Source organism: Actinoplanes solisilvae (assembly GCF_003999975.1).
GTDB lineage: Bacteria > Actinomycetota > Actinomycetes > Mycobacteriales > Micromonosporaceae > Actinoplanes > Actinoplanes solisilvae.
This window is the reverse complement of record NZ_RJAC01000001.1, coordinates 66,413-78,731: the sequence shown is the minus strand read 5'-3', so window position 1 is coordinate 78,731 and position 12,319 is coordinate 66,413. Positions and strand designations below refer to the sequence as shown.

The window sequence follows — 12,319 nt, the reverse complement described above, 5'->3', positions numbered from 1 at the left end:
GCGGGCCGTCCGATAGGTTGTGGGGTATGACGCACGACCCGCGACCCTTCGGACGGCTGTTGACCGCCATGGTCACCCCGTTCACCCCGGACGGCTCTCTCGACGTCGACGGCGCGGCGAAACTGGCCACCTACCTGGTCGACGAGCAGCGTAACGACGCGCTCGTCGTCAGCGGCACCACCGGCGAGTCGCCGACCACCACCGACGCCGAGAAAGAGGTTCTGCTCCGCGCCGTGGTCGACGCCGTCGGTGACCGGGCCAGGGTGGTCGCGGGGGTGGGCACCAACAACACCGCCCACACGATCGAGCTGGCCCACAGCGCGGAAAAGGCCGGAGCCCACGGCCTGCTGGTCGTGACGCCCTATTACAACAAGCCGCCGCAGGAGGGTGTGGCCAGGCATTTCCTCACCGTCGCCGACGCCGTCGGCCTGCCGGTGATGGTCTACGACATCCCGCACCGCGCCGGCACGGCGATCGCCACCGAGACGATGCTGCGCATCGCCGAGCACGATCGCATCGTCGCGGTGAAGGACGCGAAGGGTGACTTCACCGCCAGCTCCGAGGTGCTCAGCCGCACCGGCCTGGCCTACTACTCCGGCGACGACGCGGCGACCCTGCCGTTGCTGTCGATCGGCGGGGTGGGCCTGGTCGGCACCTCCACCCACTTCACCGGTGTGCTGGCCAAAGACATGATCGAGGCGTTCGAGCGCGGCGACACCGCGACCGCGCTGGCCCTGCACCGCCGGGCGTTGCCGCTGTTCACCGGCATCTTCCGGGTCCCGGGGACCATGCTGGTCAAGGCGGGCCTGAACGCCCAGGGCCGCCCGGCGGGCCCGGTCCGCTCACCGCTGGTCGACGCGACCGGCGCCGAGCTCGACCAGTTGCGCCAGGACGCCGCCGCGGCCGGCATCGGCCTGTAGACGAAAGACAGTAAAACGCATATGAGTCAAGCTCACGCGGAGCTGGATCCGCCGCCGCCGCTGCCGGAGGGCGCCCTGCGCGTCATCCCGATGGGCGGACTCGGCGCGATCGGCCGCAACATGACGGTCCTCGAGTTCGACGGGAAGCTGCTGGTCATCGACTGCGGCGTGCTCTTCCCCGACGTCGAACAACCGGGCGTCGACCTGATCCTGCCCGACTTCTCCTCGATCCTCGACCGCCTCGACGACATCCAGGCGATCGTGCTGACGCACGGCCACGAAGACCACATCGGTGCCGTGCCCTACCTGCTGGCCAACAAGGCCGACATCCCGCTGGTCGGCTCGGAGTTCACGCTCGCTCTGGTCGAGGCCAAGCTGGCCGAGCGCCGCCTGGACCCGTACACGTTGACGGTTCGTGAGGGGCAGACCGAGCAGCTCGGGCCGTTCGGCTGCGAGTTCTTCGCGGTCAACCACTCGATTCCCGACGCGCTGGCCGTGGCCGTGCGCACCCCGGCCGGCCTGATCCTGCACACCGGCGACTTCAAGATGGACCAGGTGCCGCTCGACGGCCGCATCACCGACCTGGCCGGGTTCGCCCGGCTCGGTGCCGAGGGCGTCGACCTGCTGCTCAGCGACTCGACCAACGCCGAGGTGCCGGGCTTCGTGACGCCCGAGCGCGACATCGGCCCGGTGCTCAGCTCGATCTTCGGCAAGGCGCGCGGCCGCATCATCGTGGCCAGCTTCGCCTCCCACGTGCACCGCGTGCAGCAGGTCATGGACGCCGCCTGGGAGTACGAGCGCAAGGTCGCCCTGATCGGCCGCTCGATGGTGCGCAACATGGGCATCGCCCGTGACCTGGGCCTGCTCAACATCCCCGACGGCCTGCTGGTCAGCCTCGACGAGGCGACCAAGATGCCGGGCGACGAGATCGTCTTCATGTCGACCGGGTCGCAGGGCGAGCCGATGAGCGCGCTCGGCCGCATGGCCAACGGCGACCACCGGCACATCACGATCGAGTCGGGCGACACGGTCGTGCTGGCCAGTTCGCTGGTCCCGGGCAACGAGACCTCGGTCTACCGGGTGATCAACCGGCTGTCCCGGGCCGGCGCCACGGTGGTGCACAAAGAGACGGCCAAGGTGCACGTCTCCGGCCACGCGCCCGCCGGTGAGCTGCTCTATCTGCTCAACGTGGTGCGCCCCAGCAACCTCATGCCGGTGCACGGCGAATGGCGTCACCTGCGCGCGCACGCCCAGCTCGGCATCGAGTCGGGGGTCGCCCCCGACCGGGTCGTGCTCTGTGAGGACGGCGACGTCGTCGACCTGGTCGAGGGTCACGCGCGGCACGTCGGCCGGGTGCAGAACCGCTACGTCTACGTCGACGGCCTCGCGGTCGGCGACGTCAGCGAGTCGCTGCTCACCGAGCGGCGCATACTCGGCGACGGCGGTTTCATCTCGGCCACCGTGGTGATCGACTCGGTGACCGGCAAGGTGGTCGGCGAGCCGATCATCTCGGCCAAGGGCTTCTCGGAAGACCCCGACGCGTTCAACCCGGTGATCTCGTTGCTCACCGCGGCCCTGCACCGCTCGGCCGAGGACGGCATCACCGACACCCACCAGTTGGGCCAGGTCGTACGCCGTACGGTGGGCCGCTGGGTCAACGACGCCTATCGCCGGCGGCCGATGATCGTGCCAACCGTCGTAGAAGTCTGAGCCCTTTTTCAACCTTTTACCGCTGCTGCCCGTAACCCCTGTCACGACGGTGCCGCCCCCACGGCACCCGTGGCGAGGGGAGTACCTCAGATGCAGCGCAGACGGATCGCCGTGGCGGCGGCGGTCGTGGTCGCGGCCGGGGCAGCGGTGGCTTTCACCCTGCCCTCCATGGCCGGGACCACGCCGTCGAGCAAGACCGCCGCACCCCGGTCGGGTGACGGTTCGGCGCAGATCCTTGCGGCGATGCAACGCGACCTGGGCCTCGACGGCGATCAGGCCACGGCCCGGCTGAAGCGGTCGAAGTGGGCCAGCGGGGTCAGCGCCAAGCTGTCGGCGCAGACCGGCTCCGACTTCGGTGGCGCCTGGCTCGCCACCGACGGGACCACGCTCAAGATCGCGGTGACCGACCGCTCGGCTGAGAAGGCGGTTCGCGCCGCCGGGGCCGAGCCGGTGCTGGTCGAGCGCAGCGAGCAGACCCTGGTGACGGCCAAGGAGAAGCTTGATTCCGTACGCTCCGAGGCCGCGGGCCTGACCGGGTGGTATGTCGACGTCGCCACCAACAAGCTCGTCGTGGTCGCCAAGCCCGGCAAGGCGGCCGCCGCGAAGAAGCTGGCCCGCACGGCCGGCGTCCCGGGGGCCGCGGTCAAGGTCGTCACCAGCGACGCCTCGCCGAAGCCGCTGTTCGACGTGCGCGGCGCCGACCCCTACTTCATCCAGGTTCCCGGCGGCACGGCCCGCTGCTCGATCGGCTTCTCGGTCGAGGGCGGCTTCGTGACGGCGGGCCACTGCGGCGCGGTCGGTGACGAGACGCTCGGCTTCAACCAGCAGGCCCAGGGCGTCGTACGGGCGTCGACCTTCCCCGGTGACGCCGACATGGGCTTCGTCGAGGTCAACGGCGACTGGACCCCGCGCCCGGTCGTCAACGACTTCAACGACAACGAGCTGCCCGTGGCGGGCGCGACCGAGGCTCCGGTGGGTGCGGCGGTCTGCCGCTCGGGCTCCACAACCGGCACCCGCTGCGGCACGATCCTCGCCAAGAACCAGACGGTGGTCTACCCCGAGGGTGCGGTCACCGGCCTCACCCGTACGAACGTCTGTGCCGAAGGCGGCGACTCGGGCGGCCCGTGGCTCAGCGGCGACCAGGCGCAGGGCCTCACCTCGGGCGGCTCCGGCGACTGCACGGTCGGCGGCGAGACGTTCTTCCAGCCGGTCAACGAGATCCTCGCGGCCGAGAACCTGACCCTGGTGACCACCGGTGAGGCCGCCCCGCCGCCGCCCGTCGAGGAGGGCGCCGAAGCCGCTGCCTGCGCCGACCAGGCCGTGCAGCGCAACGCCGAGATCGCCCGCGCCCGCACCGCTCACGCCCAGCCCGACGGCGGCGCCTTCCGGTCGAACGCGGGCCGGCAGACCGCCTGCCTGAGCGCCCCCGACGGAGCCGACTTCGACCTGCTCCTGCAGCGGCGCGGCGCCAACGGATTCCGTACGGTCGCCCGGGCGACCGGCGAGGGCGACAAGGAGCTGACGTTCAACGGCCGCTCCGGCATCTACCGGTACGTCGTCGTGGCTACCTCCGGCAGCGGCGCGTACACCCTGGGGTTCACCACCCCGTGATGCGCGCCACCACCGACCCTGCCTAGGTGGTGACAGCGCACCATGATGCCGGGGAGCCGAGAAGGCTTCCCGGCATCAGTGCGTCACGAGGACTGACGCAGCTCGGCGACCTCGTTGGCCAGCTGGACGCTGGTGGCGATCGCGGCGATCAGCACCTGGTCGAGCTGCTCGGGGGTCACCCCCTTCTCCCAGTCGGCGATCACCTCGCCGACCACCAGCACCGTCCCGTCGTCGTTGACGTGCACGTACGCCTTGGGGAAGAGCTGGTCGTGGTTCCAGGAGTTGCAGAACTCGTAGAGCCGGGGCACGTCGTCCATGCCGAACACATGCTGGATCATCGCGCGCACCTGGAGCACCTCCTGCTGCTCCCCGATGCGGAAGAAATAGACCAGGTTGCCCTGGAAATTCCCCCCGATGTCGCCGTCGGCGTCCTCGAAGTACTTGAACTCGCGCCCGTCGAGCGCTTCCTTGATCATTTCCTTGGTGAAGGCCTGCACCTGACGATCCTAAGTCGGTGTGGCTCCCGGATTCATGAGCGTCAGGACGTTACGGTGTGACCATGGCGGGCCGCACCTCTCCGGCGAGCCGGGGCCGCGCCGCGTCGAGTTCGCGCGGCGCCGCGACGAACCGTGCCCGCCAACCGGCCCGTCAGCCCGCTCGCCAACCGGCCAAGCAGCCCGCCCGCAAGAGGCCGGCCGCCCGCACCCGTTCGGCGGCTCGCGCCCGGCCCAGCCTGGGCGCCGCCGTCGCCACCGGTGTCGGCCGTGGCCTGGGCGCGATGTGGATGGGCCTGGCCCACAGCGTCGGCTGGGCCGCCCGCGGCGTCGGCCGTCAGGCCGCCACGGCCAAAGAGATCGATCCCGAGCACCGTCGCGACGGCGCCGGCCTGCTGCTGCTGGGCCTGTCCATCCTGGTCGGGGTCGCGGTCTGGGCCGGCAGCGCGGGCCCGGTCGGCAAGTGGCTGGCCGACTCGACCCACCTGTTCCTCGGCGGTCTCGCCGTGCTGCTCCCGCTGCTGCTGCTCTACGGCGCGGTGCGGCTCATGCGTAAACCCGCCGACCCCGAGCACCGCGGCCGCACCCTGGTCGGCTGGACGGCCCTGGTCATCTCGACCGCCGCCCTGCTGCACATCTCGTACGACCCGGTCGACGACCTCGCCATGACCAAGGCCGGCGGCCTGCTCGGGTACGCCTTCGGGGCCCTGCTCGAACGGGCGGTCACCGCCTGGGTCGCGGTGCCGCTGCTCGTACTGCTCTTCGTCTTCGGCCTGCTGGTGATCACCGCCACTCCGATCAACAAGATCCCCGAGCGGGTGCTGCTGCTGGCCGACGTGCTCATGGGCCGCTCCACCGAACGCGCCCCGCTGCCCACCCCCGAGCTGCCCGACGACGAAGACGGCGACGAGGAACCGTCCACCAAGAAACGCCGGCCGGCCCGTCGCCGGCAGGGCTCACTGGCCGACATCGGACTGGCCGACGAAGAACCGCCCGCAGTCGAGGACGACTTCGTGATGCACGACACGGTCGCCGTGCCCAAGGTGCCGGCCACCCGCAAGAAACCCGCGCCACCCGAACACTCCGAACCGCTGCCCACCCGGGCCGAACAGCTCGAAATCAGCTCCGTGCCCGGCGACTACCGCCTGCCGCCGCCCTCGCTGCTCGGCCAAGGCACGCCGCCCAAGGCCCGCAGCCGGGCCAACGACGAGATCATGGCGGCCCTCAGCGGCGTGTTCGACCAGTTCAACGTCGACGCCGAAGTCACCGGCTTCACCCGCGGACCGACCGTCACCCGCTACGAGGTCGAGATCGGACCGGGCACCAAGGTCGAGCGCATCACACAGCTCTCCCGCAACATCGCGTACGCGGTGAAGTCGCCCGACGTGCGCATCCTCAGCCCGATTCCCGGCAAGAGCGCCGTCGGCGTCGAGATCCCGAACACCGACCCCGAGAACGTCTCACTCGGCGACGTGCTGCGCTCGCGGGCGTCGACCGCCGACCACCACCCGATGCTGGTCGCGCTGGGCAAAGACATCGAGGGCGGCTTCGTCGTGGCCAACCTGGCCAAGATGCCGCACATCCTGATCGCGGGCGCGACCGGCGCCGGCAAGAGCTCGTGCCTCAACTCGCTGCTGGTGTCGTTGCTCACCCGCGCCACCCCCGACGAGGTACGGCTCCTGCTGGTCGACCCCAAACGGGTCGAGATGACCGCGTACGAGGGCATCCCCCACCTCGTCTCGCCGATTATCACGAACCCCAAGAAAGCGGCCGACGCCCTCGAATGGGTCGTGCGCGAAATGGACATGCGCTACGACGACCTGGCGGCCAACGGCGTACGGCACATCGACGACTTCAACCGCAAGGTGCGCAGCGGCGAAATCACCGCGCCGCCCGGCAGCGAACGTGTCATGAAGCCGTACCCCTATCTGCTGGTCATCATCGACGAGCTGGCCGACCTGATGATGGTCGCGCCCCGTGACGTTGAAGATTCGGTCGTACGCATCACCCAGCTGGCGCGGGCCGCGGGCATCCACCTGGTGCTGGCCACACAGCGGCCGTCGGTTGATGTGGTCACCGGTCTGATCAAGGCGAACGTGCCGTCCCGTCTCGCGTTCGCAACCTCGTCACTGGCGGACAGCCGGGTCATCCTCGACCAGCCCGGAGCCGAAAAGCTGCTGGGACGCGGCGACGGGCTGTTCCTGCCGATGGGGGCCTCGAAACCGGTGCGTATTCAAGGCGCCTGGGTCGAGGAGTCCGAGATCGCGGCGGTCGTCAAATTCTGCAAGGACCAGCGCGAACCCGAATTCCGTGCGGACGTGACCGAGGCGCCGGCCAGCAAGAAGAAGCAGATCGATGAAGAGGTCGGCGACGATCTTGAGCTGTTGATTCAGGCCATCGAACTGGTGGTGACCAGCCAGTTCGGGTCTACATCGATGCTTCAGCGGAAGCTGCGGGTCGGGTTCGCCAAAGCCGGCCGTCTGATGGATCTCATGGAGACCCGGGGGATTGTGGGGCCGTCGGAGGGGTCGAAGGCCCGCGACGTGCTGGTCAAGCCGGACGAGCTGGAAGAGTCGCTGGCGTCGCTCAAGCTGGATTGAGTCGGTGGGTGGGCTTAGGGTTCTCGCCTGGCTGTTGTGGTGGGCTTAGGGCTTTCGCCTGGCTGTTGTGGTGGGCTTAGGGCTTTCGCCTGGCTGTGGGTGGGCTTGGGGGTCTCGCCTGGCTGTGGCTGGGCCTGGTGGTTCTCGCCTGGCTGTGGCTGGGCCTGGTGGGCAACGCTGCTGAGCTTGCTGGTCGTCGCTCCGCTCCTCCGGGATTTCGCCCCTTGAGGCCGATGAGTTGGGAGCGGTTTTGGCGGCGCCGTGCTCTTTGCGGCGTCGCCAAAACCGCTCCCAACTCATCGACGGGCGAAATCCGACTTTGGTCGCGGTTCAGCCAGGTTGGTGTTAGCGCCGGGAGTTGGGTGAAGGGCCGTGAGCGCCGCTGAATCTGACTTTGGTCGCGCTTCAACCAAGTCTGCGTACTGCTTGACGACGACGGTGGGGGACGGTGGCAGCGCGGCTGGGGTGTTGGGGATTGTGGTTTGTGCTTTTTGGTTGGCTAAGGCTTCGCGTAGTAGGTGGTAGGCGGCCGCGGCCAGGGCTATGAGCATCAGGGTGGCGGGGATGGTCATGGGGAGTCTTGGGGGGTTCGGGCGGGCCAGGTAAGGCTGGTAGGCGAGCAGGGAGGACGCCTGGACCAGTAAGGGGACGAACCACAGGCGGGGGACGAAGACGGCTAATACGAGCGTCATTACGTCGGCCAGGAAGAAGTAGCGCTCGTGCATGCCTGGTAGGAGGAACGGGACCATGATCGAGAAGAGGGCGGCGACGGTGACCACGCGCTCCTGGGTCAGGTCAACGGCGCGGGCTATCAGGACGTAGATCACGCCTAGCACCATCGCGGCGGTGATCAGGTAGCCGAGAGTTCTCAGGGTGTCGTCGCGGGGGCTGCTGGGCAGCAGGGCGAAGACGTTGGGGGCTCGCAGGCTCAGCGCGGGCACGTGGATGCCCTGGCGGTCCATGCTGTAGATCGTGAGCAGCTCGATCGGGTTGCGGCCGGCTATGACGGCGGGCACGTCCAGCAGCAGGAACGCGGCGGGGGCGGCGAGGAGCGTACGCCAGGGAATCTTGCCGGCCAGGACCAGCAGCAGCAGGAGCGGGAAGAGGAACACGCCCTGTGGCTTGATCGCCAGCGAGACGCCGAACAGGGCCACACCCACCCAGGGTTTGCCGCGCAGCAGGTAGTAGACGCCGCCCAGGGCTGGGGCCGCCCACATCGCGTCCATCTGGCCCCAGAACGAGGCGTTGATCACCACGGTCGGCAGCAGCACCATGACCAGCGCGGCGGCGGCCGGGATGCGGCTGCCGGGCCAGCGCAGGCCGGCGAGGCGATACGTGAAGAACGCCAGCAGCACGTCGAAGATGACGAAGATCGCCTTGATCTTGAGGATGAGCGGGCCGGGCAGATAGATCGTGAAGGCGAGCAGGTAGAGGAACGGCGCGTTGTAGTTGCCGATCTCGGAACCGATCCCGCGCCACCCGCCGGCCTCGCGGAGCTGGCGATGCCAGTGGAAGAAGATGCTCATGTCGCCGGTCTTCTCACGCCATCCGGCCCATCGGATGAGGATGGCGATCACGACCAAACCCGCGATGAGCAGGGCTTCGGCGTGCGGCGGGGGCTTTCGGGAAGTCTGCATGGCGCCCAGGGATACGGGCGGCGACCCCCGATCGGATCAGTGCGCGGGTGAGTGAGAGGTGGAACCCCGCTAACCTTGTCGAGTGTCGGTAACTCCTGCCTCCCGCCGTGTCGCCCTGCTCACCCTCGGATGTGCCCGTAACGAGGTCGACTCGGAAGAGCTGGCCGCCCGCCTCGACGCGGGTGGGTGGGAGGTGAGCACCGATGCCTCCGGCGCCGACGTCGTGCTGGTCAACACCTGCGGCTTCGTCGAAAAGGCGAAGCAGGACTCGATCGAGACCCTCCTCGCCGCGGCGGACACCGGGGCCAAGGTCGTCGCCGCCGGCTGCATGGCCGAGCGGTACGGGCGCGAGCTCGCCGACAGCCTCCCCGAGGCGCAGGCGGTGCTCGGCTTCGACGACTACGCCGACATCGCGTCCCGGCTCGACGGCGTCCTGGCCGGCGAGCGCTTCGACGCCCACACCCCGCGTGACCGCCGCGAGCTGCTGCCGATCACCCCCGTGCAGCGCCAGTCGGCCAAGGTCGTCATCCCCGGCCACGCCACCGTCGACGAGCACACCCCGGCCCACCTGCGCACGGTGCTGCGCCGCCGGCTCGACAACGGCCCGGTCGCGAGCCTCAAGCTGGCCAGTGGCTGCGACCGCAAGTGCGCGTTCTGTGCCATCCCCGCCTTCCGCGGGGCCTTCGTCTCACGCGACCCGCAAGAGCTGCTGGCCGAGGCCGAGTGGCTGGCCAAGTCCGGCGTCCGCGAGCTCGTGCTGGTCAGCGAGAACAGCACGTCGTACGGGAAAGACCTGGGCGACCCGCGTCTGCTCGAGAAGCTGCTGCCCCAGCTCGCCGCGGTCGACGGCATCGTGCGGGTGCGCGCCAGCTACCTGCAGCCCGCCGAGACCCGTCCGGGCCTGGTCGAGACGATCGCGAACACCCCCGGCGTCGCGCCCTACTTCGACCTGTCCTTCCAGCACTCGAGCGAGCCGGTGCTGCGCCGCATGCGCCGGTTCGGCTCCACCGACAAGTTCCTCGACCTGCTCGCCTCGGCCCGCGCGCTGGCCCCCGCGGCCGGCGCGCGCAGCAACTTCATCGTCGGCTTCCCCGGCGAGACCCGGGGCGACGTCGACGAGCTGGTGCGCTTCCTCTCCGAGGCCCGGCTCGACGCGATCGGTGTCTTCGACTACAGCGACGAGGACGGCACCGAAGCGGCCGGCCTCGACAAGAAGGTCAAGGAAGACACGATCAAGCGCCGGTACGACCGGATCGTCACTCTCGCCGACGAGCTCTGCAACCAGCGGGCCGAGGAAAGGCTGGGCTCGATCGTCGAGGTGCTGGTCGACACGGTCGACAGCGGCGAGATCGAGGGCCGCGCCGAGCACCAGGCGCCCGAGGTCGACGGCTCGACCACGCTCGTCGCCGGCACGGAAGGCGTCGACCTGGCCGCGCTGCGCCCGGGTGACTTCGTGCGGGCCCGGGTCACCGCGACCGAGGGAGTCGACCTGGTGGCCGTGCCGGTCGAGATGATCTCAGCGGCGCCGGTGTCCCCGCGGTGACCGACGAGCCGGTCCCGGTGGCCGCGCCCCGGACGGTTTCGCCCTACAACATGGCGAACGTCCTGACCGTGGTGCGGATCGTGCTGGTCCCGGTCTTCCTGGGCCTCGTGGTCTCGTCGGAACTGGTCGGCACCAGCTCGCGCATCGCGATCTGCCTGGTGTTCTGTGTGGCCTCGGCGACCGACTTCGTGGACGGCTGGATCGCCCGGCGCTGGTCGCTGGTCACCTCGTTCGGCAAGGTGGCCGACCCGATCGCCGACAAGGCCCTGACCGGTACGGCGCTGGTGCTGCTCTCGGTCTACGACCGGCTGCCCTGGTGGGTGACCTCGCTCATCCTGTTCCGCGAGTGGGGCATCACCGCCCTGCGGTTCTGGGTGATCCGGTACGGCATCATCCCGGCGAGCCGCGGCGGCAAGCTGAAGACCGTCCTGCAGATCGCCGCCATCGCCTGGTACCTGTGGCCGGTCCCCGAGCCGTTCGACATCGTCGGCCCGTGGCTGATGGGCGCGGCGACGGTCGTGACCGTGGTGACCGGTGTGGACTATGTGGTCGAGGCTCTGAAGCTACGCCGGGACGCGCGACGTGACCGGCGCCTAGACTCGCCTGGTGGGTAACGACCTGGTCGCCGTGGCGTCCGTGCGCCGGCTGAAGGAACGCGGTGAGACGCTCGCCACCGCCGAGTCGCTGACCGGTGGGCTGCTGGCCGCCACGCTGGTCGAGATCTCGGGAGTCAGCGCGGTCTACCGTGGCGGTCTTGTGGTCTACGCCACCGATCTGAAACACGCGCTGGCCGGTGTGCCCGAGTCGTTGCTGGCCGAGCGCGGCCCGGTCGACCCCGACGTCGCCACCGCGCTGGCCCAGGGCGCGCGGGTGCGCTGCGGCGCCGATTGGGGTGTGGCCACGACCGGCGTGGCCGGGCCCGAACCGCAGGACGGCAAGCCGGTGGGGCTGGTCTATGTGGCCGTCGCCGGCCCGCCCGGCGCCGAGGTGCGCGAGTTACGTCTCGAGGGCGACCGCGAAGCCATCCGTACCGAAAGTGTGACGAGGGCGCTACTGCTGCTCGCGGAATGTCTACGCGAACCAGCCGCTTCGGTCTGAGCTGGGAATGTCTCAGGAGTCTCGCTGGTTGCACGACTAGCCCCGCTGTCGGGCCGGTCCCGGAATTCGGCGGGGCGGTATGTCGGCATGGCCGGCAGCGGGTACGGTTGCGGGAAGCCTCCGGCGTGTGCCGGTGGCCCCGCCGCAGGAGGAGGTGCCATGGTCCTGCTACGCCGGGTTATCGGCGACGCACTGAGGGCGCGCCGGCAGGGGCAGCACCGCACGCTGCGCGAGGTGTCCACCGCCGCGAATGTCAGCCTGGGTTACCTGTCCGAGATCGAGCGCGGCCAGAAAGAAGCGTCCAGCGAGCTGTTAGCCGCGATCTGTGACGCGCTCGGCGCGCGGCTCTCCGAGCTGCTCAGCGAGGTCAGCAGCACGCTGTCGCTCGCCGAGGGCATGGAGGGTGTGTTAGTCCCGGTCGAGGCCGACTCGAGCAAGTCGCCGGCGACCAAGTCGACGAGCGACGTCGCCGTCTCGGTCCGCCGCGATTCGCCGCTGAAGGCGACGCTGCACGCCACCCGCAAGCCCCAGCGCGACGTCGTCTACGCCGCCTGAGAGTTCCGTCATATCGGCCGGGCCCGCTCCACGGAGCGGGCCCGGCCTTGTCGTCTGCGCGAGCCCGGCCTAGTCGTCTGTGGGGTTGCTGTGACTCCTAGGGGACGCTTCCCTGGGATCGACCCCGAGCAGGGAATGCGCGTAGCCTTCA

The 12,319-nt window shown here is 69.6% G+C and carries 10 protein-coding genes; 8 read left to right on the top strand and 2 right to left on the bottom strand.

Translation table 11 applies throughout. The features are described 5' to 3' along the window. Positions 1 to 26: 26 nt before the first annotated feature. From dapA to EER30_RS00325, 3 genes are all read left to right on the top strand, one after another. The gene (gene dapA, locus EER30_RS00335; RefSeq protein WP_127497111.1) at positions 27 to 920 is read left to right on the top strand and encodes a 4-hydroxy-tetrahydrodipicolinate synthase; all 894 of its coding nucleotides are present in this window, start codon (positions 27 to 29) and stop codon (positions 918 to 920) included. Positions 921 to 941: 21 nt separating this feature from the next. Further along, positions 942 to 2,630: a ribonuclease J gene (locus EER30_RS00330; RefSeq protein WP_127497109.1), complete on the top strand. Its 1,689-nt coding sequence runs from the start codon at positions 942 to 944 to the stop codon at positions 2,628 to 2,630. Positions 2,631 to 2,720: 90 nt separating this feature from the next. Next, positions 2,721 to 4,241, top strand: a complete 1,521-nt coding sequence (locus EER30_RS00325) for a S1 family peptidase (RefSeq protein WP_127497107.1) — start codon at positions 2,721 to 2,723, stop codon at positions 4,239 to 4,241. 83 nt (positions 4,242 to 4,324) lie between these two features. Here the strand turns inward: EER30_RS00325 and EER30_RS00320 are convergent, their stop codons facing one another. Beyond that, on the bottom strand, positions 4,325 to 4,738 hold the full coding sequence (locus EER30_RS00320) for a YbjN domain-containing protein (RefSeq protein ID WP_240669688.1): 414 nt from the start codon (positions 4,736 to 4,738) through the stop codon (positions 4,325 to 4,327). Positions 4,739 to 4,800: 62 nt separating this feature from the next. On the opposite strand from EER30_RS00320, the gene EER30_RS00315 reads away from it, so the two are divergent. After that, positions 4,801 to 7,335, top strand: a complete 2,535-nt coding sequence (locus EER30_RS00315) for a DNA translocase FtsK (protein ID WP_127497106.1) — start codon at positions 4,801 to 4,803, stop codon at positions 7,333 to 7,335. A gap of 296 nt (positions 7,336 to 7,631) precedes the next feature. Here the strand turns inward: EER30_RS00315 and EER30_RS00310 are convergent, their stop codons facing one another. Continuing rightward, the gene (locus tag EER30_RS00310) at positions 7,632 to 8,972 is read right to left on the bottom strand and encodes a glycosyltransferase 87 family protein (RefSeq protein ID WP_127497104.1); all 1,341 of its coding nucleotides are present in this window, start codon (positions 8,970 to 8,972) and stop codon (positions 7,632 to 7,634) included. An 82-nt stretch (positions 8,973 to 9,054) separates the two neighbouring features. On the opposite strand from EER30_RS00310, the gene rimO reads away from it, so the two are divergent. The 4 genes from rimO to EER30_RS00290 all read left to right on the top strand — a co-directional run bounded on the left by rimO (position 9,055) and on the right by EER30_RS00290 (position 12,168). Continuing rightward, the gene (gene rimO, locus EER30_RS00305) at positions 9,055 to 10,515 is read left to right on the top strand and encodes a 30S ribosomal protein S12 methylthiotransferase RimO (RefSeq protein ID WP_127497102.1); all 1,461 of its coding nucleotides are present in this window, start codon (positions 9,055 to 9,057) and stop codon (positions 10,513 to 10,515) included. 50 nt (positions 10,516 to 10,565) lie between these two features. Then, positions 10,566 to 11,129, top strand: a complete 564-nt coding sequence (gene pgsA / locus EER30_RS00300; RefSeq protein ID WP_127499212.1) for a CDP-diacylglycerol--glycerol-3-phosphate 3-phosphatidyltransferase — start codon at positions 10,566 to 10,568, stop codon at positions 11,127 to 11,129. Next, positions 11,122 to 11,613, top strand: a complete 492-nt coding sequence (locus tag EER30_RS00295; protein ID WP_240669687.1) for a CinA family protein — start codon at positions 11,122 to 11,124, stop codon at positions 11,611 to 11,613. Before pgsA ends, EER30_RS00295 begins: the two co-directional genes overlap by 8 nt. A 159-nt stretch (positions 11,614 to 11,772) precedes the next feature. Further along, entirely contained in the window at positions 11,773 to 12,168 is a 396-nt protein-coding gene (locus EER30_RS00290; protein ID WP_127497101.1) for a helix-turn-helix domain-containing protein, read from the top strand. The last annotated feature ends 151 nt before the right edge of the window (positions 12,169 to 12,319 follow it).